The sequence below is a fragment of the Ancylobacter mangrovi genome, assembly GCF_024752355.1.
Classification (GTDB): Bacteria; Pseudomonadota; Alphaproteobacteria; order Rhizobiales; family Xanthobacteraceae; genus Ancylobacter; species Ancylobacter mangrovi.
Map to the genome: position 1 here is coordinate 206553 of NZ_JANTHZ010000003.1, position 25753 is coordinate 232305.

General features: G+C 69.9%; 19 protein-coding genes. 14 read left to right on the top strand and 5 right to left on the bottom strand.

The genetic code is table 11. The annotated features are described in order from the left end of the window. The first annotated feature begins 270 nt into the window (after positions 1-270). The 3 genes from NVS89_RS10210 (at position 271) to NVS89_RS10220 (ending at position 2191) form a co-directional block, all read left to right on the top strand. The gene (locus NVS89_RS10210) at positions 271-702 is read left to right on the top strand and encodes a MerR family transcriptional regulator (RefSeq protein ID WP_258732587.1); all 432 of its coding nucleotides are present in this window, start codon (positions 271-273) and stop codon (positions 700-702) included. Between the two features lie 168 nt (positions 703-870). After that, on the top strand, positions 871-1485 hold the full coding sequence (locus NVS89_RS10215; protein ID WP_258732588.1) for a 2-hydroxychromene-2-carboxylate isomerase: 615 nt from the start codon (positions 871-873) through the stop codon (positions 1483-1485). A 31-nt stretch (positions 1486-1516) separates the two neighbouring features. Beyond that, entirely contained in the window at positions 1517-2191 is a 675-nt protein-coding gene (locus tag NVS89_RS10220; protein WP_258732589.1) for a hypothetical protein, read from the top strand. Between the two features lie 63 nt (positions 2192-2254). Here the strand turns inward: NVS89_RS10220 and NVS89_RS10225 are convergent, their stop codons facing one another. Then, entirely contained in the window at positions 2255-3250 is a 996-nt protein-coding gene (locus tag NVS89_RS10225) for an alpha/beta hydrolase (protein ID WP_258732590.1), read from the bottom strand. A gap of 117 nt (positions 3251-3367) precedes the next feature. Here NVS89_RS10225 and NVS89_RS10230 point away from each other — a divergent pair, with 117 nt between their 5' ends. The 3 genes from NVS89_RS10230 (at position 3368) to NVS89_RS10240 (ending at position 5229) form a co-directional block, all read left to right on the top strand. Further along, positions 3368-3832: a secondary thiamine-phosphate synthase enzyme YjbQ gene (locus tag NVS89_RS10230; protein WP_258732591.1), complete on the top strand. Its 465-nt coding sequence runs from the start codon at positions 3368-3370 to the stop codon at positions 3830-3832. Between the two features lie 99 nt (positions 3833-3931). After that, positions 3932-4600, top strand: coding sequence for a response regulator transcription factor (locus NVS89_RS10235; protein ID WP_258732592.1), 669 nt, complete (start codon positions 3932-3934; stop codon positions 4598-4600). Between the two features lie 116 nt (positions 4601-4716). Further along, positions 4717-5229, top strand: coding sequence for a hypothetical protein (locus tag NVS89_RS10240; protein ID WP_258732594.1), 513 nt, complete (start codon positions 4717-4719; stop codon positions 5227-5229). A 24-nt stretch (positions 5230-5253) separates the two neighbouring features. On the opposite strand, the gene NVS89_RS10245 is transcribed toward NVS89_RS10240, so the two are convergent. Further along, positions 5254-8781 (bottom strand): PAS domain-containing hybrid sensor histidine kinase/response regulator, encoded by a 3528-nt coding sequence (locus NVS89_RS10245; protein WP_258732595.1) that lies wholly within the window; start codon positions 8779-8781, stop codon positions 5254-5256. A 345-nt stretch (positions 8782-9126) separates the two neighbouring features. Between NVS89_RS10245 and mscL the strand changes: the two genes are divergently transcribed. From mscL to rfbA, 5 genes are all read left to right on the top strand, one after another. Continuing rightward, on the top strand, positions 9127-9549 hold the full coding sequence (gene mscL, locus NVS89_RS10250; RefSeq protein WP_258732724.1) for a large conductance mechanosensitive channel protein MscL: 423 nt from the start codon (positions 9127-9129) through the stop codon (positions 9547-9549). Between the two features lie 401 nt (positions 9550-9950). Next, positions 9951-10511, top strand: coding sequence for a dTDP-4-dehydrorhamnose 3,5-epimerase (rfbC, locus tag NVS89_RS10255; protein WP_258732596.1), 561 nt, complete (start codon positions 9951-9953; stop codon positions 10509-10511). A 37-nt stretch (positions 10512-10548) separates the two neighbouring features. Further along, the gene (gene rfbB / locus NVS89_RS10260) at positions 10549-11604 is read left to right on the top strand and encodes a dTDP-glucose 4,6-dehydratase (RefSeq protein ID WP_258732597.1); all 1056 of its coding nucleotides are present in this window, start codon (positions 10549-10551) and stop codon (positions 11602-11604) included. After that, a complete protein-coding gene (gene rfbD, locus NVS89_RS10265; RefSeq protein WP_258732598.1) occupies positions 11601-12482 on the top strand; it encodes a dTDP-4-dehydrorhamnose reductase in 882 nt (293 codons plus the stop codon). Before rfbB ends, rfbD begins: the two co-directional genes overlap by 4 nt. 19 nt (positions 12483-12501) lie before the next feature. After that, on the top strand, positions 12502-13374 hold the full coding sequence (rfbA, locus tag NVS89_RS10270) for a glucose-1-phosphate thymidylyltransferase RfbA (RefSeq protein WP_258732599.1): 873 nt from the start codon (positions 12502-12504) through the stop codon (positions 13372-13374). A 30-nt stretch (positions 13375-13404) separates the two neighbouring features. Here the strand turns inward: rfbA and NVS89_RS10275 are convergent, their stop codons facing one another. The 3 genes from NVS89_RS10275 to NVS89_RS10285 all read right to left on the bottom strand — a co-directional run bounded on the left by NVS89_RS10275 (position 13405) and on the right by NVS89_RS10285 (position 19423). Continuing rightward, on the bottom strand, positions 13405-15531 hold the full coding sequence (locus NVS89_RS10275; RefSeq protein ID WP_258732600.1) for a glycosyltransferase family 2 protein: 2127 nt from the start codon (positions 15529-15531) through the stop codon (positions 13405-13407). 101 nt (positions 15532-15632) lie between these two features. After that, positions 15633-17096 (bottom strand): glycosyltransferase family 2 protein, encoded by a 1464-nt coding sequence (locus NVS89_RS10280; RefSeq protein ID WP_258732601.1) that lies wholly within the window; start codon positions 17094-17096, stop codon positions 15633-15635. Further along, a complete protein-coding gene (locus NVS89_RS10285) occupies positions 17093-19423 on the bottom strand; it encodes a rhamnan synthesis F family protein (RefSeq protein ID WP_258732602.1) in 2331 nt (776 codons plus the stop codon). The genes NVS89_RS10280 and NVS89_RS10285 overlap by 4 nt, the downstream gene beginning before the upstream one ends. 1030 nt (positions 19424-20453) lie before the next feature. On the opposite strand from NVS89_RS10285, the gene NVS89_RS10290 reads away from it, so the two are divergent. Genes NVS89_RS10290 through NVS89_RS10300 form a run of 3 tightly spaced genes read left to right on the top strand, consistent with a single transcriptional unit; the run spans position 20454 to position 25720 of the window. After that, complete coding sequence (locus NVS89_RS10290) at positions 20454-21428, top strand: NAD-dependent epimerase/dehydratase family protein (RefSeq protein WP_258732604.1); 975 nt, start codon at positions 20454-20456, stop codon at positions 21426-21428. 39 nt (positions 21429-21467) lie between these two features. Beyond that, positions 21468-22862 (top strand): class I SAM-dependent methyltransferase, encoded by a 1395-nt coding sequence (locus tag NVS89_RS10295; RefSeq protein ID WP_258732605.1) that lies wholly within the window; start codon positions 21468-21470, stop codon positions 22860-22862. Further along, positions 22862-25720: a rhamnan synthesis F family protein gene (locus NVS89_RS10300; protein WP_258732606.1), complete on the top strand. Its 2859-nt coding sequence runs from the start codon at positions 22862-22864 to the stop codon at positions 25718-25720. The genes NVS89_RS10295 and NVS89_RS10300 overlap by 1 nt, the downstream gene beginning before the upstream one ends. The last annotated feature ends 33 nt before the right edge of the window (positions 25721-25753 follow it).

Genomic DNA, 25753 nt, shown 5'->3' on the forward strand with positions numbered 1-25753 from the left:
GGCGAAGACGTACGCGACGGCCATGTCGACAGCCTCTGCGCGAGCGATTTTGGTTCGATTCTCGATATTGCCCTGCACCTGGAAGCGGGGCGAATGCTGCGATGCAGCGCGAGCGTGTTCAGAAAAATCCTTTTATATCAATCTGTTGGCTCTCCGTTTAACAGTAAGTTGCCCTAACGTCGGGTGCGACTTTCTCCCCTAGCGGAAGCTGGTCTGTCACATTCTCAGCAACTCACCGGCCCACCCCGCCATCCACCCGGAGTTGTCGACATGGATTTCACTTCCTTCGAGACCGACCACGTCGCCGAATCGTCGGTCACGAATGCGTCCGAGCCGCATTTCTTCACTATCGGCGATCTCGCCCGCGAGTTCGGCGTGACGCTCCGCGCCCTGCGCTTCTACGAGGACAAGGGCCTGCTGGCCCCGCGCCGCGAGGGCCTTACCCGCCTCTACAGCGTCGCCGAGCGTGACCGGCTCGCGATCATCCTCAAGGGCAAGAAGCTCGGCTTCACCCTCGCCGAGATCAAGGCCATGGTGGCGCTGCGCGAGGGCGGCCCGGTGCCGACCGGCGGTCTCGCCCTGACCCGCGAGAAATGCGTCGAGCAACTCGCCCTGCTGGAGCAGCAGAAGGCCGAGATCGAAGAGGCCATCGACGAGTTGCACCAGATGGTCACCGCCTTCACCGCCCGCTCGGCGGCCTGAGCGCGGCGCGGACCTTCTCCCCGTCCCTCTCTCCTTTCGATTGTCCGGCAGCGGCGCCCCTCGCGGGCGCCGTTGTCGTTTCGGCGGTTTGCCGCGCCCGTTTCCCGATCGCCCGTCTTGCTCTAGCCTGCGCCCGGCCGTTTCGTGTCGCAGGTTCCGGGAGCGAGTATGTCGCGCAGCATCGACTATTATTTCTCCACCGCGAGCCCGTGGGCCTTTCTGGGGCTCTCCACCTTCCTCGCGGTCGCGCGCCAGCACGAGGCGCGGGTGGAGTTCATCCCCGTCGGGCTGGGCGAGCTTTTCTCCGAGACCGGCGGCCTGCCGCTCGCCAAGCGCCATCCGGTGCGCCAGCGCTATCGGCTGCTGGAGCTGCAGCGCTGGCGCGCCGCACGCGAAATGGAATTCACCATCTGGCCGGCCTTCTGGCCGTTCAGGTCCGGCTTCACCGACCGCCTCATCATCGCCGCGATGAAGGCCGGGCACGAGGTGGCGCCGCTGATCGGCCGGTTCGGCGCCGCGGTGTGGCAGCGCGAGGAGAATCTCGGCGATCCCGACACGCTGGCGGCGATCCTCGCCGAGCTGGATCTGCCGGGCGAGCTGATGGCGGCCGCCGATTCGCCCGAGATCGTCGCGGCCTACGCGGCCAATGAGGAGCGCGCGGTGGCGGCCGACGTGTTCGGCTCGCCCGCCTATGTGCTCGATGGCGAGGTGTTCTGGGGCCAGGACCGGATCGATATGCTCGATGCGGCGTTGTCGAGCGGGCGTGCGCCGTACAGGCCCTGAGTGCGCCCGCGGGGAACGAGGAGTGAGGGCCATGACCGGCACGATCACGCTCACCACCACAGGCACGACAGGAATCACAGCAAAGGCCGCGCGAAAGGCAGGCTGCGTTTCGCGGATGGCGGCGCTGGTGCTGGCCGCCGCCGGGCTTCTCGCCGCGCCGGGCCTCGTGCGCGGGGCTGCCGCGCAGCCGGCCGCGACGCAGGAGGTGCCGGCTGCGGCCGCCGGCGAGGCGGCGCGCTTTTCTATGCAGCCGGTCGAGGGCGGGCTGATGAAGCTCGATACCCGCACCGGCGCGATGTCGTTCTGCAGCCAGCGGGCCGGCGCCTGGGTGTGCCAGGCGGTGCCCGACGACCGGGCGGCGCTGGAGGCGGAGATCGGCCGGCTCCAGGCGCGCATCGCGGCGCTGGAGAAGGGGCGCGGCACCACGCCGGGCGTGCCCGACATCATGGCGCCGCCGCAGCAGGGCGGGGCGGGCTCCTCCACCCGGCCCGACGCGCCGCCAAAGGTCGCGCCGCCGCCGGAGGACGACACCAAGCTGACCGAGGATGCGCAGCGCCAGCTCGACAAGGCCATGGACATGGCCGAGCACGTGTTCCGCCGCTTCCTCGAAATGGTCGACCGCTTCCGCCGCGAGCACGGCGAGGGGGCGACCACGCCCCAGAGCGCACCGCAGGGTGTGCCGCCGGGTAAGAGCGAGGCGCTGTAGGCGCGGCTATTGCGTGCCGCGCCCCGGGTGAACCGTCCGTCCCGGGTTTCGGAGCGCCCGGCCTCAGCAGGCCTCGACGAAGGCGTAGCTGCGCGCCAGCGCCTGGTCGGTGAGGGTGCCCGGGAAGGCGATGAAGACGTGGCAGCCGCCGGGATAGACGCCGAGCTGGGCCGCGTTGCCCGCCGCCAGCCAGCGCGGCGCCATGAACAGCGTGTCGTCCAGCAGCGCGTCGCGGGTGCCGATGGTGAACAGCGCCGGCGGCATGTCGGTCAGGTCCGCATGGAGCGGGGAAATGTCGGGTGTGGCGAGGTCGCCGCCCTGGCGCAGATAGTGGCCGACGAAGACATTGATGTCGCGCGTGTTCAGCACCAGCGGCTCCTCGCCCCACTGGCGCGCGCTCGGCGTGAGGCCGAGATCGTAGCAGCCGGCGGTGAGGTTCGCCCCGCGGAACGGGGTCAGCCCGTGCCGGTCGCGCAGGCGCAGCAGCGTGGCGACGGCGAGGTTCGCGCCCGCCGATTCGCCGCCGATGACATAGCGGTCGGTGCCGAAGCGCGCCGGCCCCTCGCGCAGCAGCCACAGCGCGGCCGCCTCGCAGTCGTCGGGCGCGGCGGGATAGGGCACTTCGGGGGCGAGCCGGTAGTCTACCGAAACCACGGCGAAGCCGGTGCGCTCGACGAAGCGGTGGTTCAGCCCGTCATTCTCGCGCGCCGAGCCGAGGCACCAGCCCCCGCCATGGATGTGGAGATAGACGCCCTTGGCGGGCTCGGGTGGGGTGAGCACGCGCAGCGGCACGGGGCCGTGCGGGCCCTCGATCTCGATCACCTGCGCGAACGGGCTCTCGGGAGCGAGCGGAAAGGGGCCCTTTCCGTCCAGCCTGAGCTTGCGCAGCATCGCCATCGGGAACACCCAGCGGTCGGGTACGGCGCCGAGCGCCTTGACGATGCCGGCATTGATGGCGCGGGTGTCTGCCGCGATCGCCGCCGGGTCGAACAGGGCGGGATCGATCACGAGTTCGGCGGCGGAAGGGCGCGGCGCGATGTCGGGCAGCGGGGAAGACATAGGTTGAGGACGCTCCACAATAGCGTTGGGCGGGTCTGTCATCAGGGGTTGATCCACCCTATCCAACCCCAGCGGGCCGCATTCGTCCAGCGCGGCCCTAGAGGAAAGGACGCGGCAATGGCGGCAATACGGCAGGGCGAGGTGCGCGAAAGCACCGTGGCGCGGCGTTTCACGACGGTTCTCGGCGTCGAGACGCGCGGGCGCGGCTTCACCGACATCACCGAGGCGGTCGCCGGCTTTCTCGCCGCGATCGGAGCGGGCGAGGGCGAGGTGAGCGTGTTCTGCCGCCACACCTCCGCGTCGCTGACGATCCAGGAGAACGCCGACCCGGACGTGCGGGTGGACCTCGCCACCGCGCTCGACCGGCTGGCGCCGGAGGATGCGGGCTGGGTCCATTCGCTCGAGGGGCCGGACGATATGCCCGCCCATGTGAAGGCGATGCTCACCGGCATCCATCTCGCGGTACCGGTGATCGCGGGACGGATGGCGCTCGGCACGTGGCAGGGGCTCTATCTGGTGGAACACCGTATTCACGCGCATCGGCGTGAATTGGTGGTGGCGTTTGTCGGCGATGCCAACTAAATCTCGGCAATTGGGGCCGACTTGCGGTGCCGGTACGACCGAACCATGATCGCGGCGCGGGGGCGCGCGCCGGCCCGCGAGCGAGAGGACCGCTGGGACGTGGATACGACGACGAGCTTCCGGCTGGTGATCGCCGACGATCATCCGCTGTTTCGTGGTGCCCTGCGCGAGGCGGTGCTGCGCCGGTTTCCCTCGGCGGAGCTGTTCGAGGCGGGCGGGCTCGAGGATTTGCAGGCCCTGCTCGAGCGCGAGAGCGACGTCGACCTGGTGCTGCTCGACCTCACCATGCCCGGGGTGCGCGGCTTCTCCGGGCTGATGTATCTGCGCGCGCAATATCCCGGCGTGCCGGTGGTGGTGGTCTCGGCCAATGAGGAGGCGGGCGTCATCCGCCACTGCATGGAGTTCGGCGCCTCCGGCTTCATCCCCAAGACGTCGTCGGTCGAGACGATGGGCGAGGCGATCCGCACGGTTCTGGACGGCCAGACCTGGACCCCGCCGGACGTCGACCTCTCGGCCGGCGGCGACACGGACACCAGGGCGCTGGTGGCGCGCCTCGCCACGCTGACGCCGCAGCAGGTGCGGGTGCTGATGATGCTGTCCGAGGGGCTGTTGAACAAGCAGATCGCCTATGAGCTCGGCGTCTCCGAGGCGACGGTGAAGGCGCATGTCTCCGCCATCCTGCAGAAGCTCGGCGTGGAGAGTCGCACCCAGGCGGTGATCGCGGCCTCGAAGATCGAGGGCGGCACCTGGAGCCAGGCGGCGGGGTAGGCGGAAGCGCCGCCGGATCGGCGGTCCGCTAGCGGTCCACGGCCATTCACAACTTATGATTGCATTTTGCTCGTGTCCGTGCTCAGCATTGCGCGGTTCGGCACGAGAGGCGCCCCGTGGAGACGGATTTCAACCAGACCCGCATCCCGGAAGATCTGTGGGCCTTCAGGACCGAGCGGCGCGACGACCTGCTCGCGAAGCTCCGGTCGGATCGCCGGTGGTTCGTGGCCCGCCGCAGCGCGCTGCAGGTAGCGTGGTTCGGGCTCTCCATGCTGAGCCTGCTTCTCGGCGTGCTGACCTCGGTGCTGATCGCGATCGGCTGGCCGTCCACGGAGGATGCCTGGGACCAGGCCATCCTCATCCTGCTGCCGGCGATTTCGGGCCTGTGCGGCGCGTTCATCGGCAATTACCGGCTGCGCGAGACCTGGGAACTGCGCGAGTTCGGCCGGATCGACACCGACCGGCTGATCGTCGAGGCCAAGTTCATCGACCGCCGCAACCCCGATTTCGACAGCCGGATCAAGGAACTGCACATGAGGCGGGTCCAGCTCGCCCGCCGCCAGGCGTCGCAGTTCTTCGCTTTCTTCGCGCGCGTGGCCGCGAACGGGGAGCCGGTGGAGAGCAGTTGAGCGCGGCGCGTCCCGCCGGGGCGCCTACTCCGCCGCCGCTCGCGTAGCGCGCCACTGCGCCAGTAGGGCTCGCAGCGCGGCGGGGCGCACGGGCTTGTTCAGGACCTCCATCTCGGTGGCGCGGGCGGTGTCGCGCACGCGCTTCGAGCGGTCGGCGGTGATCAGCACCGCCGGCAGGTGCTGGTCCAGCTTCCAGCGCAGCTGCTTGACCGCCTCGATGCCGTCGCCCTCGTCGAGATGGTAGTCGACCAGCAGCACGTCGGGGGCGATGCGCGATTCACGCAGCGCCGCCAGCGCGCGCTGCACGTCGTGCGCCTTCACCACCCGGCAGCCCCAGCCCGAGAGCAGCGTCTCCATGCCGTCGAGGATGGCGGGGTCGTTGTCGATGCACAGCACGGCGAGCTCGTTCAGCGCCGCCGCCGGCAGGGCGGGCGGCGGGGTGCGTGGCGCCTGCGCCGGGATCGGCGGGGCGGAGGGCACCTCCACGCCGAAGGCGCTGCCGCGCCCGGCGGTCGAGACGAGGCTGATCGGGTGCTCCAGCACGCGGGAGATGCGCTCGACGATGGACAGGCCGAGCCCGAGCCCGCGCGCCGCCTTGGCGCCCTGGTCGAGGCGCTGGAACTCCTTGAAGATGAGCTTCTGCTTGGCCTGGGGGATGCCGAGCCCGGTGTCCAGCACCTGGATGCGCAGCTTTCCGCGCCGGTGGCGCACGCCCACCAGAACCCGCCCGCTCGGCGTGTACTTGATGGCGTTGGAGACGAGGTTCTGCAGCAGGCGGCGCAGCAGGCGCCGGTCCGAGCGCACCGCGGCGCAGCTCGCCACGAAGGTCAGGGTGAGACCCTTGTCCTTGGCCAGCGGGGCGAATTCGAGCTCGAGCTGGCTGAAGATGTCGTCGATGCGGAATACGCCGATGTCGGGCTTCAGCGCGCCGGCGTCGAGGCGGGAGATGTCGAGCAGGGCGCCGAGAATGTCCTCCACCGCCTCCAGCGAGGCGTCGACATTGTGGGCGAGCCGGCCCTGCTCCACGCCCTCGGTGCGCTCGACCAGGCTGGTGGCGTAGAGCCGGGCGGCGTTGAGCGGCTGCAGGATGTCGTGCGAGGCGGCGGCGAGGAAGCGCGTCTTGGAGATGTTGGCCTCGTCCGCCTCGGCCTTGGCCTGGGCGAGCTGGGCGTTGAGCTTCTCCAGCGCCTTGGTGCGCTCGCGCACGCGCCGCTCCAGCGTCTCGTTGGCGCGCTCCAGCGCCTCGGCGGCCTCGACCGAGGGGGTGATGTCGGTGAAGGTCACCACCACGCCGCCGTCGGGCATGGTGTTGACTCGCACCTCCATCACCACGCCGCGCGGGGTGAGGCGCTCCTGGAAAGTGGCGTTGCGCCGGCCGTAGCGCTCGAGCCGCACGCGCACCAGCTCCTCGACCGGGCCGGGGCCGAGCATGCCGCCGGTGGCGTTGAAGCGGATGATCTGGTCGATGCCCACCCCGATGCGCACGATCTCGGGCGGCAGTTCCAGCATCTCGCCGAACTGCCGGTTCCAGCAGATGAGGCGCAGGTCGCGGTCGAACACGGCGATGCCCTGGCGCACATGGTCGAGCGCGGTCTGCAGGATCTCGCGATTGTACTGGATCGCCGCCGAGGCGTCGTCGAGCAGCTTCAGCGCCGCCTTGGTGGAGACGGTGCGCTTCCTCAGCATCAGCGACAGCACGAGGCGCGAGGAGGCGGCGCCGATGGCCGAGGCGAGCAGGTGCTCGGCATAGCGGATGAGCTGGAAGTCGGCTTCGCGGCCGGGATCGAGGGTGACGCCGCGCATCGCCGACACGCTCTCGAAGGAGGCGCGGGTGCGCTCCTCGCCGAGATAGCGCGAGACCGTGCCGAGCAGTTCGCCGACCGTGACCGGCGAGCGCCACAGCCGGAAGCTCGGCGCGGTCGGGGCGCGGTCGGATTCGACGAACACGCTCGCCTGCAGTCGCTCGATCGGCGCCGGCGGGCGCATCAGCGACACGCCGAGGAAGCACAGCACGTTGATGGTGAGGCTCCACATCACGCCGTGGTTGAGCGGGCTGGCATGAACGCCGAGCAGCGCCTGCGGGCGCAGCATCTCGATGCCGAACGGCCCATGCAGCAGCAGGTCCGGCCCGAACAGGCCGGCGTCGATCAGGCTCGGCAGCAGCAGCGTGTAGGCCCAGAACACGATGCCGCCGGCAATGCCGGCGATGGCGCCGGCCGCGGTGCCGCGCCGCCACATCAGCCCGAGCAGCAGGGCCGGGCCGAACTGGGCCACGGCGGCGAAGGAGAGCAGGCCGATCTGCGCGAGCTGCGCCTCGCCGGCGAAGCGGTAGTAGAGATAGGCCAGCAGCAGGATGGCGAAGATGGCGACCCGGCGGACCATCAGCAGCCGCTCGCCCATGTCGCTGTGCAGGGCGCGCGGGGCATCGTCCTCCGTGCCGCCGCGCCGGCCGCGCACCATCAGCGGCATGAAGATGTCGTTCGACACCATCACCGCCAGCGCCACGGTCTCTACGATCACCATCGCGGTCGCCGCCGAGAGGCCGCCGACGAAGGCGATCAGCGCCATCCAGCGCGCGCCCACCGACAGCGGCAGGGTGAGCACGTACATGTCGCCGTCGATGAAGCCGGGCGGGAAGGCGACGAGGCCGGCGATGGCGATCGGGATGACGAAGATGTTGATCAGCACCAGGTAGAGCGGGAACAGCCAGGAGGCGGTGCGGATCTCGCGCTCGGAGGTGTTCTCCACCACGGCGACGTGGAACTGGCGCGGCAGCAGGAAGATGGCGAGCGCGGAGAGCAGCGTCATCACCGCCCAGTTGCTGACCGAGAAGTCGCGCGTGAGCACCGGCAGCACGCCCTTCTCGGCGGCGCGTGCGAACAGGTCCGCCGGGCCGGCGAACATGACGAAGGTGACGAACAGCCCGACCGCGAGGAAGCCGACCAGCTTGACGATGGACTCGGTCGCCACCGCCAGCATCAGCCCTTCCTGATGCTCGGTGGCGTCGATGTGGCGGGTGCCGAACAGCACCGCGAACACCGCCATCGCCACCGCGATCATCAGCGCGAGGTCGCCGACCACGGGATAGTGCATCCCGAGCCCCTCGAAATCGCCGAGCATGGCGATGAGCGAGGCGGACACCGCCTTGAGCTGGAGCGCGATGTAGGGCAGCGAGCCGAGGATCGCCACCACCGCCACCAGCGCCGCCACGCCCTGGCTCTTGCCGTAGCGGGCGGCGACGAAGTCGGCGATGGAGGTGATGTTCTGCGCCTTGGCGAGCCGCACGATGCGCAGCAGCAGCGGCGCGCCGAGCGCGAAGAACAGCACCGGCCCGACATAGATGGTGAGGAAGTTGAGCCCCTGGGTAGTGGCGAGGCCGACCGAGCCGAAGAAGGTCCAGGAAGTGCAGTAGACCGCCAGCGAGAGCGAATAGATGTAGGGCCGCCCCTCGCGGCGCGGGCGCGCGGGACGGCGGTCGCCGAAGCTGGCGACCGCGAACAGGAAACCGACATAGACCAGGGCGACGGCGATGATGACCCAGGCCTGAAGCATGAAGGGCTCCGTTGGGCGCCGCGCCCGGCGGCAGGCGGGCGGGCGGCGAGTGGGCGCGGCAAGAATGTACCAAGCGCGCGCGGCCCTTTATGCGCCCGCACGGCGGCGCTGGGCAAGCGGCGCAACCTGTGGTTCCGGCGACGGCGCAGGTGCCGGGCCGGCGCGGCGTCGTCAGGCGCGGGTGTGGTGCGCGCGAAGGGCACGAAGGAGATGGGCGAAGGCGGGCGGGGACGGCGCTCGCGGGACGACTTGCCGCAGCCACGCGGGCGATCCACAGTTGGCGTGGTGAGCGAGTCGGGCGAGCCGGCGCTCCGCCATCAGCTCATGGAGGCGACGGTGAGCAAGATGCTGAACGAATTCCGCGAATTCGCGGTCAAGGGCAACGTTGTGGACCTCGCGATCGGCGTGATCATCGGCGCCGCGTTCGGCCAGATCGTGACCTCGGTGGTGTCGGACCTGTTCATGCCGCTGGTCGGCGCGGTGTTCGGCGGGCTCGACTTCTCCAACTACTTCATCCCGCTTTCGGCCAATGTGACGGAGAACTCGCTCGCCGCCGCGCGCGAGCAGGGGGCGGTGTTCGCCTATGGCCACTTCCTGACCGTGGTCATCAACTTCCTGATCGTCGCCTGGATCCTGTTCATCGTCGTCAAGGGCATCAACCGGCTGCGCCGCAAGGCGGCCACCGAGCCGCCGCCGGCCCCGCCCGCGCCGACGCGCGAAGAATCCCTCCTGATGGAAATCCGCGACATCCTCGCGCAGAAGGCGTAAGGCGCGCGACAGCCCCTACGTGCCCGCGTGGCTCGCCGCGCGACCCTTGAGCGCGACCGGAGTGTGGTGTCCGGTTCCGGGCGGAAGTGTCGGGCGGAGTGCCGCGGGCGCGGGATTTTCGAGGGGCCGGCGCGCGATCCGGGCACAAGCTATCCGGGCATGGTGAGGGCGGCGTCTTGATTTCGCTACATCGGGCGGCCATGGAGAGGCGGGCCGTCCGGCGGGCGGCCTATCGGGGGGTGAATGCCGTCCGCGCTTCCGGCACCGGGCCGGGAGGGGCGGTGTTGCTGGCAGGTTGCGGAAAAGGGCTGCCGCGCTCGGGTCCATAGCGGACGGGCGGGCGGTGTCGTGTTGACCAGAGGGACTTGCGTTCATCCCCCATCGGGTAGGAATTCTCAGATATGACCAGCTTTACCCGTCTCGACGTGCCGGACGTCGTGCTGATCCAGCCGAAACGTCACGGCGATGAGCGCGGCTATTTCTGCGAGACGTACAAGAAGTCGGACTTCGACGCCTTCGGCATCGACACGGTGTTCGTGCAGGACAATGAATCGCTCTCGCGCCAGGTCGGAGTGGTGCGTGGCCTGCATTTCCAGACCCCGCCCTTCGCGCAGGCGAAGCTGGTGCGCGCGGTGCGCGGGGCGATCTTCGATGTCGCGGTCGACATCCGCAAGGGCTCGCCGAGCTTCGGCGCCTGGGTGTCGGCGACGCTGAGCGCGGAGCGGGGCGAGCAGCTCCTGGTGCCGCACGGCTTCGCCCATGGCTTCTGCACGCTGGAGCCGGACACCATCGTCGCCTACAAGGTGGACGCGCCCTACGCGCCGGCAAACGACGCCGGCATCCTGTGGGACGACCCGGCGATCGGTATCGAATGGCCGGTCGCGGCGGAGGCGGCCATCCTTTCGGCCAAGGACCGGGTCCAGCCGAAGCTGGAGGACTATGCAACGCCCTTTACGCTGTGATAGCGACCGACGCTGAGGTGAGCAGCAAGGGTTCGAGATGACGCGTCGTGTGGTTGTGACCGGTGGGGCCGGCTTCATCGGGTCGGCGGTGGTGCGCCGCCTGGTTCGTGCCGGATGGGACGTCCTCAACTTCGACAAGCTCACCTATGCCGGCAATCTCGCCTCGCTGAACGAGATCGACAACAGCCCGAACTACCGTTTCGCGCAGGCCGACATCTGCGACGCGCGGGCGGTGCGCGAGGTGCTGGAGGGCTTCCGGCCCGACCTCGTGATGCATCTGGCGGCGGAATCGCATGTCGACCGCTCGATCGATGGGCCGGGCGACTTCATCCACACCAATGTCATCGGCACCTTCACCCTGCTGCAGGAAGCGCTGCGCTACTGGCAGGGCATGGGCGAGGCCGGAAAGGCGGCGTTCCGCTTCCACCACATCTCGACCGACGAGGTCTACGGCACGCTGGGCGAGGACGGTCTGTTCCGCGAGGATACGCCCTACCAGCCGAACTCGCCCTATTCGGCCTCCAAGGCCTCGTCCGACCATCTGGTGCGGGCCTGGTTCCACACCTACGGCCTACCGGTGGTGATGTCGAACTGCTCGAACAATTACGGGCCGTACCACTTTCCCGAGAAGCTCATCCCGCTCACCATCCTCAACGCGCTGGAAGGCAAGAAGCTGCCGGTCTACGGCAAGGGCGAGAACGTGCGCGACTGGCTCTATGTCGACGACCATGCCGGCGCGCTGGAGCTGATCGCCACCACCGGGCGGCTCGGCGAGAGCTACAATGTCGGCGGCAACAATGAGCGCCGCAACATCGACGTGGTTAAGACGATCTGCGCCATCATGGACCGCGTGGTGCCGGACGAGCGGATCGGCACGCGCGAGAGCCTGATCACCTTCGTCACCGACCGGCCCGGCCACGATGCGCGCTACGCCATCGACGCCAGCAAGCTGAAGAACGAGCTCGGCTGGGTGCCTTCCGAGACCTTCGAGAGCGGCATCGAGAAGACGGTGCGCTGGTATCTCGACAACGCCGCCTGGTGGGAGCCGCTGAAGGCGCGCTACGACCGCGCGCGCATCGGGCTCGCCAAATGAGCGGGCTGATGCTGCTCGGCGCCGGCGGGCAGCTCGGGCGCGAGGTCGCCGCCCTTGCCGGCGAGCGCGGCCTGGCACTGACTGCGCTCGACCATGCCGGGCTCGACATCGCCGACGCCGCCGCGATCGAGCGGGTGATCGGCGCGATGAAGCCGGACGTCGTGATCAACGCCGCCGCCTACACCGCGGTCGACCGGGCGGAGAGCGAGCCGGAGCTGGCGAACGCGATCAACGCCAAGGCGCCGGGCGACATCGCCGCCGCCTGCGCCCGCCACGGCGCGGCGCTGATCCACATCTCGACCGACTACGTGTTCGACGGCACCCGCACCGGCGCCTATGTGGAGAGCGACTCGATCGCCCCGCTCGGCGTCTACGGCGCCAGCAAAGCCGCCGGCGAGAGCGCGGTGCGCGCGGCGCTGCCGGCCCACCTGATCCTGCGCACCTCCTGGGTCTACGGCGCCTACGGGGCGAACTTCCTCAAGACCATGCTGCGGCTGGCGCGCGAGCGCGACCGGCTGACCGTGGTCGCCGACCAGCACGGCTGCCCGACCGCGACCCGCGACATCGCCGAGGCGATCCTCGTCGCGGCGCAGGCGTTCCGCGCCGGGACGGCGGTGCCCGGCACCTATCATTTCGCCGGGACCGGGGCGACGAGCTGGCACGGCTTCGCCAGCGAGATCGTTGCCCAGGCGGCGAGGCATACCGGACGGCGGCCCGAGGTCGCCGCCATCACCACGGCGGACTACCCGACGCCCGCGCGCCGGCCCGCCAATTCCGAACTGTCGAGCGAGCTTTTCGCCGAACGCTTCGGCTACCGCGCCGCGCCCTGGCAGCAGCGCACGGCCGAGGTGGTCGACCGGCTGCTCGCCGAAAACTAGAATCCAGACCGAGGGGCACATGAAGGGAATCATCCTCGCCGGCGGGTCCGGCACGCGGCTTCACCCGATCACGCTGGTGGTCTCCAAGCAGCTCCTGCCGGTCTACAACAAGCCGATGATCTACTACCCGCTGACCACGCTGATGATGGCGGGGATCCGGGACATTCTGATCATCACCACCCCGCACGACAGCGCGCTGTTCCAGCACCTGCTGGGCGACGGCAGCCAGTTCGGCATCTCGCTCAGCTACGCGGTGCAGGCGAGCCCGCGCGGGCTCGCCGACGCCTTCATCGTCGGGCGCGAGTTCATCGGCGACGAGCGGGTGGCGCTGGTGCTGGGCGACAACCTGTTCTTCGGCCACGGCCTGCCCGAGCTGCTGCTCGACGCGGTGAAGCGCGAGAAGGGCGCGACCGTGTTCGGCTATCCGGTGCACGACCCCGAGCGCTACGGCGTCGCCGAGATGGGCCCGGACGGACGGGTGATCTCGCTGGAAGAGAAGCCGGCCAAGCCGAAGTCGAACCTCGCCGTGACCGGGCTCTATTTCTACGACAACCGCGTGGTCGACATCGCCGCCAATCTCAAGCCCTCGCCGCGCGGCGAGATCGAGATCACGGACGTGAACCGCACCTACATGGAGTGGGGCGAGCTCAGCGTCTCGATGATGGGACGGGGCTTCGCCTGGCTCGACACCGGCACGCCGGATTCGCTGCTGGAGGCGGCGCAGTTCGTGCAGATCCTCGAGGCGCGGCAGGGGCTGCGCATCGCCGCGCCGGAAGAGGTGGCGTTCCGCGAGGGCTTCATCGACGCCGATCAGCTCCGCAAGCTGGGCGAGGCGCAGAAGAAGTCGAACTACGGCGCCTATCTGATCCGCCTCGCCGACGAGGGTCACTGAGGCGCCCGCGCCATCGCGTGAAGATGGCGCTCACTCGATGGCGTCGGTGCGCGGGGCGCGGCTGCCCTGCGGCGAGGGGGCCCGCAGCGCATATTCGTTGTCGCGGCGGAAATTCGGGCCGAGATGCGGATCGGTCCGCGTGTCGGTGGCCCATTTGGCGGCGAAGCGCTCGCGCTCGGCGAGCCGGCGCGGGTTCGCTCCCGGCTCGGTGTCGGTGCCGCGCGAGGCGGATTCATGGTGGATCAGCCGCGCGAAGGGGGTGAACACCACCTCCCAGCCGGCCTGCCGCGTGCGCAGGCACAGGTCGATGTCGTTGCACTCCTCGGCGAAGGCTTCCTCGTCGAGCAGGCCGACCGCCTCCAGGCAGTCGCGGCGCACCAGCAGGCAGGCGCCGGTGACGGCGGACAGGTTCTGCCGCACCACCAGCCGGTCCTGATAGCCGGGCGCGTCGGCGGCGGCATGGGCGAACCAGTGGCTGCCGGCGCCGCTGCGCAGCCCGACGATGAAGCCGGCATGCTGCACGCTCCTATCCGGGTAGAGCAGCTTGGCGCCGACGATGCCGACCCCGGGCCGGCAGGCGAGCGCCACCATCTCGCCGAGCCAGCCGGGCTCGACGATCTCCATGTCGTTGTTGAGCAGCAGGACCAGCTCGCCCGTGGCGGCGGCGATGCCGGCATTGCACAGGCGGGAGAAGTTGAAGTCGCCGTCGTCGGTGAGGATCCGCGTCGCCGGCCACAGCGCGCGGGCGCGCTCGAACAGGGCGAAGGTCTCTTCCTCGTGCGAGCCGTTGTCGACGATGATGATCTCGAAGGCGTGATGGGCGCTGACCGCCACCAGCGTCTCGAGGGTGCGGGCGAGGAGCTCGGCCCGGTCGCGGGTGGGGATGACGATCGACACCAGCGGCGCCGGCGCCGGCACCTTGAAGCGCGGGATGAGGTGATGGCGTAGCGGGTCGACCTCCACCGGCACGCCGAGCCGCTCGGCGAGGGCGGCGGCGGCGAGACGCGCGGTCGGCCCATCGGCAAAGCCCGGCCCGGCGCGTACGGAGGAATAGGCGACGCGCGGCAGGTGGCGGATGGCGGCGGGCGGCACGCCGTCGAGATAGCGCAAGAGCAGATCGTAGCGTGCCGCCGCGCCGAAGGCCGGGCGCAGGCCGAGCGCGCGGGCGCGGGCGCCGCGCAGCCCCACCAGCGCGCCCATATAGTCCATCGCCTCGAGGAGATGCCGGTTGTAGGCCGGCTTGAAGGCACCGTCGCGCAAGGCACCGTCCGGGTAGAGATATTCCTCGTCCGTATAGGCCAGCGCGCAGTCGGGGTGCCGGGCGAAGGTCGCGCGCAGCAGCGCGACCGCGTCGCGCGTCGGCGTGCCGGCGGCGTCGAGCGGCACCACGATCTCGTCGTCGTCTGCCGCCTCGAGCGCGGCGGCGAGGCCGCGCGCGGGGTCGGCATCGGGCGCGGGGACGGGCGTCACGCGCGCGCCGGAAGGGGCGAATTCGGCCGCCTCGCCGGGCGGAAGGGCGAGGATCCAGCGGAAGTTCGGGTCGGTCTGGGCGTCGAGCGCGCGGGCGCAGGCGGCGAGCGCGTCGGGCGTCACTCCGGCGGCGGCGCTGAGGAAGGCGAGCCGGGGCGCGGCGCCGGGCGGGGGCACCTCGGCGAAGTCGCCGACATGGCGGGCGCGGAAGCGGCGATAGTCGGGCAGTCCTGCCAGAGAGGCGGCGGAGGAGGTCCACAGCGCCTGCTTGAGGCGGCGGCGCAGCGTGCGCAGGGCGCGCTTCAGCGCCTTCTGCCGGGCCGGGGCGGCACCCGTCCACGTACCATAGCGCAGCGCGTGCACAAGCAGCGCCCAGCGCCCGAGCGGGTAATGGCCGAGCCGCACCGGGCCGGGCTCCGCCTCCCCGGTATCGCGCAGGACGAGCCGCCCGGCATCGCGCGGCAAGGCGAGCCCGGCGAGTTCGCCCGGGCGCAGCACGAGGGTTTCCGCCACATGGCCGGCGGCGTTTTCCACCTGGACCGTCACCGGCGTGTCGGCGTCGCTGCACAGCACCGTCGCGACGTCGGGCTCGCGCCCGCCGCGCGGGGCGGGCGGGGGGAGGAAGCTTCTGCTGTCCTGCGCAGAGGTCGGCGTCAGCCAGATCGGCGGGATGGGGCTGAGGGCCATGGCCGGCGGGGTCCGCTACTTCACGGGCAGGTTGGCGGGCAAATCGGCGTCGCGCGAGCGGCGGGCCAGCGCGGCGCGCGGGCTCCCGGCGAGCGCCCGGTTCACTCGCGCCACCAGCCCTTATAGGCCAGCGGAGCGGGGGCGGTCAGGGGCGAATTGCGTACCAATCCCGGATTATAGGCCGGGTCGTTGTCCAGCAGCTCGCTCCAGCGCTCCAGGAACAGGGCGAGGTCGGCGCCCGGCAGGTTGCTGGCGCCGCGCGAGGCGCTTTCGTAATGGGTCAGCTCGGCATGGGGCGTATAGACGATGCGCAGCCCGAGCAGGCGCATGCGCAGGCACATGTCGACATCGTTCCAGTCGAGCGCGAACTGCTCGTCGAAGCCGTTGATCCGCTCCAGCAGGCTGCGGCGGGTGGCGAAGGCCGCGCCCGTGACCATGGAATATTCGCGGTGCACGTCGGCCCAGTTCCCGTAGCTCGGCGCTGTGGCAGGCTGCTTGATGAAGACATGGGTGCAGGTGCCCATGACCCCGCCCACCATGCCGGCGTGCTGGATGCGCCCGTCCGGGTAGAGCAGGCGCGCGCCGACCCCGCCGACGTCCTCGTCGCAGGCGAAGCTCATCAGCGCCTCGATCCAGTCCGGCTGGCGCACGACGATGTCGTCGTTGAGAAACACGACGTACTCGCTTCGCGCCAGCGGCCAGAGCGCGTTCATCTTCCGGGCGTAGTTGAACGGCTCGTCCGGCGCGCGGCGGGTGACGACGCGCTCCAGCCGGAACGGCCAGTCGCGGTCCGCATAGGCGGCGCCGTCCTCTATATCGTCGCCGACCAGCACGGTGAGCCGGTCCATCGGCCAGGAAGACTGGGCGAGGCTCTCCAGCAGGTTGAGGACGAGGGGGCGCCCGCGCATCGCCTCCTCGCCGAGCGTGCAAAGGGTCTGGCGCGTGGGGACAATGAGCGTGACCTCGGGCGGCTCGGCGAGGGGACGGTGCAGGCGCAGAGTCGTCGGCAGCCGGCCGGGCAGGATCTCGGCCTCCTCGAGCCGCTGGTCGAGCCAGGCGCGCACGGCGCGGCGCCGGTCGGCGAGATTGTCGGGCGCAGGCGTCGCGCCGCGGGCGGAGAGGATCTCGGCGATGCGCTCGACCATCATGCCGGCGGCATTGGCGCGCAGCAGCAGGTCGTAGCCGGCGGCGTCTCCCGCCTCGGGGCCGGGTGGGCCAAGCGCCTCCAGCGCCCGGCCGCGGATGAAGAGCGGCCAGCCGATATAGTCCTGGGCGATGAGCTGGGTGATGTCGAAGCCGGGCTTGAGGATCAGCCGGTCCTGCGCCGCGCCCTTGCCGACGGTCCCGCGCGCGGGCGCGGCGGTCTCGACGGCATCGCCATAGAAGATGTCGACGTCCGGCCGCGCGGTGGCCGCGACGCGCAGGATGCTGCGGATGTCGGGATGGAACCGGCAGGCCGGGTCGGCGAGCGCGTACCAGTCGTCCAGCGCCGGCCGGGGCCAGGACTGGCCGGGCGCCAGCGCCCCGGCGGGGGTGAGCCGGATCGTCAGGGGATAGTCGTTCATGGCGTCCCCTCCGCCTCGCTGCGCGCCGACAGCAGCCGGGCGACGCTCTCCTCCATGCGCCGTGCCACGGCCTGCGGGGAGAGCGTGGCGCGCAGATGCGCGCGGGCCCGCTCGCCCAGCGCGGCGCGCGCCTCCGGGGTCAGCGCGGCGGCGGCGGCGAGGCATTCGGCGAAATGGGCCTCGTCCACCTTCGCCCAGCGCGTTCCGGTGCGGTAGGCGCCGAAATCCTCGGTCAGGGTCCAGTCCTCGTAGCGCACCGGGAAGCCGGTCTCGCTGGTGAGGAAGTCGCGCGAGCCGCCATAGTCGGTGGCGACCACCGGGATGCCGCGCGCCAGCGCCTCGGCGATGGTGAGGCCGAAGCCTTCCGAGCAATGCGGCGAAGCGTAGATATCGGCCGAATCCTGCAGAACGGCGAGCTCGTGGTCGGACATGGAACGGTCGAGCAGTACGACGCCGGGCGTGGCGCGGCACAGTTCGAGAAGGGCGGCAGCGTCAGCGTGCGTCGGGTCGACATGCTTGGTCTTCAGCACGAGCTGCCAGCCCTGCGCCCCGAGGCCGCTGAGGGCGAAGGCGCGCACCAGCGCGTGCGGGTTCTTGCGCACCAGGAAGCTCGAGGCGTCAAACACGTAGAGAATGATGCGCGCCGCCTCGTCGAGCCCGTAGCGCCGGCGCAGCCGCGTGCGGGTGGCGGGCGGGACGAGGGTCTCGCGCACCGGCACCACATGGGGCACGACATGGACCGGCCCGCGGGCGAAGGGACGGAAGATCTCCGTGCAGTACTCGCTCGGCGCCCAGACCGCGTCGACCTCGGCGAGGCCGCGCTGGAAATAGTCGGGCAGGGTCGGCGATTCCCACACGAACAGGCCGACGCGTACCAGCGCGCGATCGATCTCCGCCTCGGCGCCCTTGTCGAGCACGGTGCCCCAGCCGTCCGGGTTGAGATGGACCACGGCGACGTCGGCGGGACCCGGCAGGTCGGCGCAAGCGATGGTGGGGGCGATGCGCTGGTGGATGTGGAACGGCCGACGGATCGGCAGCAGCTTGCGCCGGAACGGCGCGTGCATCAGCGCGGTAAGGTAGCCGCGCGCGGCGGCGCCGAGGCCGTTATTGTAGTTCCACAGCCCGATGAAGGTGACGACCGGCGGTGTGCGCGCCGGCTGCGGGCCGAGCGGGAAGCGGCGCTGTTCGGCGAGTTCGTCCAGCAGCGCGTCGGCGAGCGCGACGTCGTAGCCGTATTCCGCCAGCGCCTCGCGCCAGCCGGTCTTGTCGGCGAAGGGGATGTCGTCGCGGATCGCCATCACCTTGATGAAGGGGAAGCCGTCGGCGAGCAGGCGGCGCCAGCGGAAGATGGTCGAGTTGTGCTCGTCATAGGTGTCGAAGAGCTGGCCGACCCGCAGCCCGGCCGCCTGCATGGCGGGGGCGAACTTCACCTCATAGGTGTTGATGACGTCGTTCTTGTCGTCGAAGGCGACGATGTCGCGGACGAAGTCGTGCAGCGGCTGGCTGCGCAGCAGCTCCGCCTTCAGGGCGAGGAAGTAGCTCTGTATGTGCCAGCCGCGCTCGTAATTGTCGGTGAGGCCGACCAGCGCCGCCGGATGGTTCTCGATCCGCTCGATGAGTGTGTGGAAGTCGGCCGCGTTGGTGGGGCCGAGCAGGCTGTCGTTGAGCAGGTAGAGCGTCTGGCACTCGAAGAAGGCGCGGTAGCTGCGCATGATGTGCGCCCAGGCGGCGAAGTCGAGGCCGACATTCTCGCGCACGAAGATGCCGCGGCAGAGCGCGTGCAGCCATGGCGCGTCGCCGGTGAAGGGCTGGTCGGCGGCGACGAGGAGGTAGACCTCGATGCCCTCGCGCACAAGCGCCTCGAGATAGTGCCGCACATGCGGCTTGATGCCCCCGCGCGGGGAATGTGTGACGAACAGCGCCGCGCGCGGGCCGGGCGGGGCGTATTGCAGCACCTGGAGCTGGGCGTCGGCGACCGGCCGGCTGCGCCGGGGCGGGCCCGGCAAGCGGCCCTCGAGACGGCCGACCAGCCGGTAGTGATAAAGCGCGGACAGGCCGGCTTCGCGCACGTCGGGATTGCTGCCCAGATACCAGCCTGCATCGAAGGCCGGTTCGCCCGCCGCGCCCGTGATGGCTTCCTGCCCCGCATTCAGCAGCAGCTCGCGGAAGGCCCGGCGCGGCCGGCCGGACTTGTGCTGGACCAGGAACTTGAGCCGGCTGCGCGGGCGCCCGCTGCGATGGAACAGCGCGCGGCGCACGAAGCCGCGCGGCCTTCCGTCGGCATGGAAGGCGAGGCGGGTGAGCCATCGAGGCAACCGGATCTTCATGGTCGCGGCCCGCCTACCGGCAGGAGATGACGTATGGGAAACCGCGCGGCACGGGCGGGCCCTGCGGTGCCCGGCGCCATCCGGCACGCCATGTGGAGGGGGACGCGGAGCGCCCTCTCGAGCGGATGGCGGCATGCGCCGGAAAGCAAGGGTGTCGAAGCCAATGCGGGGGCCTGCCGCGTTAGGTGAACTCGAATGCGTTACGGATCGAGCCACTGGGATAGATAGGTTTTCGTATGATTTCCATCCCCAAGTGGGGAGCGGGTTGGGGAAGGGCGTGCGCGACGCCTGGGGGAGATGCTTGGTGGCGCGGGTGTGCGGAAATCAGGTGGCGCCGTTTCGGGGCGGCCGGGCGGCGCCTCACCGATTGATGCAGTGTTAATTGGAAATTGCCCGCATTATGGGTTAAAGCCTTGTCCTAACGAGGAACGGGTGCGCCCCTTCCGTAGGCAGCGCCGGAAAGGGTGACCCGCGACTTCCCGGCCCGAGGGCGATCCGATGGAGGGCATCCGGTCATGGACCGTTGCCACGCAGGCGGCGGCCGGCCGGGATCGGGAGGACACATGGACACCGGACACACGAATGCCGGCGACATGGCGCTGGGAGTCATCCCGGAAGGCTGAACGCGGCGCGGAAAGGCGTGGACGCCAATTCGGCTCGCCGGATAGGTCGCTCGACGTAAACCTTATCTAAATACCATTTATTGGTATTTATCAAGTATTTACGATATTGATGGGTCTCGGCCAAAATAGACCCGCAGTTCTTGCCCTGCCCATACGCTATATTCGCGGCGGGTTGCTTGCCTGACGTGCCCGGCGGTGCTATGGGCTTGTTGGGGCAGGGGGGATACCGAAATTGGCGCGCGTGTCTCGGAGCGGTGCGGGAGAACCGTGCCGCCGATCAGGCATCGATGAATTGCTGCGGCCGCCGTCGCGCGTGCGCGCCGCCTCGCGCCGTTTGCCGATCAGCCTCCCACGACCTTCCCTTCACCTGGCGCATGTCGCCGGCGGCGGTCGGGCGATCCACCTCCATGGAGAGCGCCATGGACGGTAAGCATCTCGTGCTCGGCGGCAGCGGGTTCGTCGGCCGCCACGTCGCGCTGGCGCTGGCCAAGGCCGGCCACGATGTGGTGGTCGCTGACAGGACGCCGCTGCCGAACGACCTGCCGGCGGTGCTGCGCGAGCGGATCTCCTGGCGCTTCTTCGAGCTCGATGGCGCGCCCTGGCGGGAGCTGATCGAGGACGTCGCGGTCGTCCATCACTATGCCTGGAGCTCGGTGCCGGCGAGCGCCAACGACTGCCCGGCACTCGACCTGGCGTCCAATGTTGGGCCGACCATCGCACTGCTGGAGACGGTGCGCGCGCGGGGAGCCGGGCACGCGCCGCGTCTGGTGTTCTCCTCCTCCGGCGGCACCGTCTACGGCCGGCTGCGGCGGGTGCCGGTGCATGAGGACCACCCGCTCAGCCCGCTGAACGCCTATGGTGCCGGCAAGGCGGCGGCTGAGCACTACATCAGCTGCTACCGCAACCAATACGGGCTCGACTGCCGCGTCGCCCGCCTCGCCAACCCGTTCGGGGCGGGGCAGAACCTGGCGCGCGGGCAGGGCGCGGTGACGACCTTCCTCTACCGCGCCCTCGCGCATGAACCGATCGTGATCTGGGGCGATGGCGAAGTGGTGCGCGATTACGTGCACATTTCCGACGTGGCGAACGGGCTGATGACGCTGGCCTGCACCGAGGATGTCGGCGAGCAGCACGTCTTCAACATAGGCAGCGGCATCGGGGTCAGCCTGAACGCGATCGTGGCCGAGCTGGAGACAGCGTTGGGCCGCCGACTCGAGGTGCGCCGGCAAGCCGGCCGGCCATATGATGTTCCGGTGAGCGTCCTTGACATATCGATGATGCATGATTTGCTGAATTGGCGGCCATGGCTGAGTTTTTCGGATGGTATCCGCCGTACGCTGTCGGACCTTGAGCGCGGTTACGCAGTATCCACGCTGGATTAACAATAATAGGCGTCGTGCCGTCAGTTGAGCGAGGCGATCTTGGGGGAGATTTTCGAGAGATTCATTCCGGACAAGGCGCTGGACTGGACGGGAGAGCGGCTGACTTCGGCGATTTCCGGCCAGGCAGAGATCGAACATCTGCATCGTTATTTTATCGCCCGTGAGCTTTGCCGTGATTGCGACGTCATAGACCTGGGCTGCGGCGAGGGCTATGGCAGCGCGTTGCTGGCGCAGGTGGCGCGCTCGGTCGTCGGTATCGACGTGTCGCAGCAGGCGGTCGCCCATGCGCGCGCCAGCTATGCGAGCCCGCGCCTGCGCTTCGAGGAGGGCGATGCGCGCCGGCTGGAGCTGCCGGAGGCAAGTGTCGACCGCATCGTCTGCTTCGAGACCCTGCCCCGGCTCGACGACCCGGAGGCCGTGATGGCCGCCGCGGCGCGGCTGCTGCGGCCGGACGGGCTGCTGCTCCTCTCCATGCCCGAGCGCGACGTGCCCTCGCCGTCCCCTTCCGCGGCGGCGGCGAGCGCCTTCCATGTGCGCGAGCTGAGCCGGGCCGAGCTGGAGGCGCTGGCCCGGCGGCATTTCCCGCATGTGCGCATGCTGGCGCAGCGGGCGATGATCGGTTCCTCGCTGGCGCCGGACGGGGCCAACCCGGCGGCCGGGCTCATCACCTTCGAGAAGCGCGGTGGCGCGCGCTACGAGGTGAATGCGGGCATGCCGCACGCACCCTGTCTGCTCGCCATCGCCTCGGCGGCGGCTCTTCCGCCGACGCCGGTCTCGCTGTTCATCGAGGACGGGGCGGTCGGGACCGTGCTCGAGCGGGCCCAAGGGGGCGCGGCGCTGGAGGGCCGGCTCAAGACGGCGCTCGCCTCTGTCGACCGGCTGACCGCGGATGTCGAGCACTACAGGCGCGAGGTGGACAAGGCGCGGCTGCTTGCCAGCCACGAGGCCGCCCGCCTCGACCAGGCGCGCCAAGAGGTCGAGCGGACACGGCGCGAGAGCGAGATGTTCCGGGTCGTCGCCAGCCGCAGCTTTGCCGTCCTCGGCACCCATGCCTCGACGGGCGTCACCCGCAATTCGGTTGGGCGGGGGGGCGACCATAAGGAATGGCGCCACCTCTACGAGGATTCCGAAGCCCGCCGGGCGCAGCTCGAGGCGAATGTCGCGGGGCTGACGGAGCGCTGCGCGAAGCTCGAACACGAGCTGACGGTCGCGCATCGCTACACCACCAATCTGGTACGGGAACTCGACGGCCTGCGCGGGCGCTACGAGCCAGGCGGCGTCGAGATCAACACGCTCAAGATGGAGCTCGAGCAATGGCGGAGCCGCTATTTCCGGCTCCACGACCGCGTCGAAAAGATGATCCGCCGGGTGACCCCGCGGATCTGGCGCAAGGCCGTGCGCCGGAAGCTGCTCGGCCCGGCGGAGGAGATCTGATGCTGGACCGGCCGGATTCCGACGAATCCGCCGCGGTCGGCGCCGGACTGCTGACGGCCTCTCTCGCCTTCTCGACTGGCGCCTACCGCGAGCTTGCCGGGCTTGGGCCCGATACGGACGCGGCGCTGCATTACGTGACCGAGGGGTGGCGGCAGGGCCTGGAGCCGCTGAGTGGGATCGAGACCGCCTATCTCGCGCCCTATCTCGCCTCGATCGGGCTCGACATGGCGCCCGCCGTCGCCTGGCTCTATTTCGACGCGCTGGGCCTGACCATGCCGGCGATGCGCGAGGCCGCCGAGGAACTCGCGCGCGCAGTCGCCACCAGCGCCAGCTTCGACGAGGCCTATTATCGTAAATGGGCTCCCGACGTTCCCGACGCGGCGTTGCACTACGTGCTGCTGGGCGAGGCGGTGGGGCTGCGGCCGAGCGAGAATTTCGACCCGGCCTATTACCGCGAGAACTATCCCGACGTGACGGCCTTCCTGCCGCACTCTCGCCTCATCAAGCATTACGACGATTTCGGGCGTATGGAGGGCCGGCGCGGGCGCTCCCATGCCGACGACATACGCTTCGAGCCTCTGCCGGAGGGGCGGCGGCCAGCGGTGCTGATGATCTGCCACGAGGCTTCGCGCACCGGCGCGCCGATCCTTGGCTGGAATATCATGCGCCAGCTTGAGCCGAAATGCCGCGTGGTCTCGGTGCTGCTGCACGGCGGCGACCTGGAGGAGGAATTCCGTGCCGCCGCCGCGGCCTCGGTGGCGCCGCTGAACGGCGTCGCGCGCAATCCGGTCGAGATGCGCTCGATGGCGAAGCGGCTGCTAAATGAATACCGCCCTCTCTATGTGATCGCCAACAGCATCGAGACGCAGCCGCTGGCGGCCGAGCTCGGCCGGCTCGGCGTGCCGGTGGTGGCGCTGGTGCACGAGTTCGCAACCTATAGCCGGCCACATTCCAAGCTCGAGGAGATGTTCGGCTGGGCAAGCGAGGTGGTGTTCCCGGCACGGGTCGTGGCGCAGTCCAGCTTCGAGATGGTGACGGGGCTGGAGGACCGTTCGGGGATCCATATCCTGCCGCAGGGGCGCTCCGAGCTGCCGCCGTCCCGAGCGCCGGAGCATGCCGGGAGCGAGAGCCTCGATGCGATTTTCGCGCCACGTCCTGCGCCCGTTCGGCAGCCATCGGTTGGTCGAGCGCCGGATCTCCGCCTGCCCGGGCAGGAAGATGCGATCGTCGTCTTGGGCGCAGGTTGGGTGCAGCTGCGCAAGGGCGTCGAAGCGTTCGTCGAGACCGCGGTGGTGGCACGGCGCCTGCGCCCCGATCTGAAGCTGCGCTTCGTCTGGGTCGGCGACGGCTTCGACCCGCGTCACGACCTTACCTATTCCGTCTATCTCGACGATCAGATCCGGCGGTCGGACCTCGGCGACAGCTTCGCCATGATGCCGGCGGTGGACGATATCGCGGGCATATACCGGCAGGCGGACATCTTCCTGCTCAGTTCGCGGCTCGACCCACAGCCCAATGTGGCGATCGACGCCATGTCGCTCGGCATCCCGCTGGTCTGCTTTGCCGGCGGCGTAGGCACCGCCGAGGTGCTGGCCGAGGAGCCGGCGACGCGCGAGCTGGTGGTGCCCCATCTCGACGCCGCGGCGGCGGCGCAGCTCATCTGCCGGCTGGCGGAGGACCGCGCCGGGCGCGAGCGGCTGGGCGAGGAACTGGTCCGGCTCGCGGCGCGCACCTTCGACATGGAGGCCTATGTCGCGCAGATCGACGGGTTCGGGCGGCGTGCGGCCGAGCGCCTCGCGATCGGCGAGGAGGTGCTGAACGAGGCGATGGCGGTGATCGACCCGTTCCTCCTGTTCACGGTGCACGAGAGCTGGACGCCGCCGCATGACTGGCCGCGTATCGCCGCCATCAAGTGGCGGCTGTGGAACGGGGTGGCGGCGAGCGAGCATGGCCGCTCGCCGACGCGCCCGGTGCGGCGAGCGGTGGCCGGCTTCCATCCTACGCTCTACGCGCTCGCGCGGCGCGCGGCATGCGTCGACGGAGACCGTGACCCGCTGGTGCACTGGCTGGAATCCGGGCGCCCGCAGGGACCGTGGTCGCGGCCCGTGCACCTGCCGCACCGGCGGCGCGAGAGCGGGCTGCGGCTCGCGCTCCATGCCCATTTCCACTATCCCGAACTGGCGGACGACCTGATCGACCGGCTGCGCGCCAATGCCAGCCGGCCGGACCTGTTCGTGACCACTGACAGCGCGCTCAAGGCCGAGATGCTCTCGACCGCGCTGGCGCGCTATCCAGGGCGCTCAGAGCTGCGCACGGTGCCGAATGCGGGGCGCGACATCGGCGCGTTCCTGACCGGGCTCGCCGACGTGATCGGCGCCGACACCTATGACGTGATCGGCCATGTCCACGCCAAGCGCAGCCTCGCGGTCGACGCTCAGATGGGCGAGCGCTGGCGCACCTTCCTGTGGACCAACCTGGTCGGCGGACGAGGGGCCATGATGGACACGGCGGCGCTGGCCTTCGAGGAGAACCCCGGCCTCGGCCTGCTGATCGCCGAGGACCCGAACGTCGTCGGCTGGAACGCGAACCGCGAGGTGGCGCAGGAGCTGGCGCGGCGCATGGGGATCGAGGAGCCGCTGCCCGATTTCTTCGACTTTCCGCTCGGCACCATGTTCTGGGCGCGGCGCGAGGGGCTGCGACCGCTGCTCGATCTCGATCTTAGCTGGCAGGACTACCCGCCCGAGCCGCTACCCGACGACGGCACCGTGCTGCACGCGCTGGAGCGGCTGATCCCCTTCGCCGTCGGCAAGGCCGGGCTCGGCATGGCCGGGCTCAGGGTGCCGGGCACCAGCTGGTAGATCGTAAGCCGACAAATATGGCCGCCGGCCGCG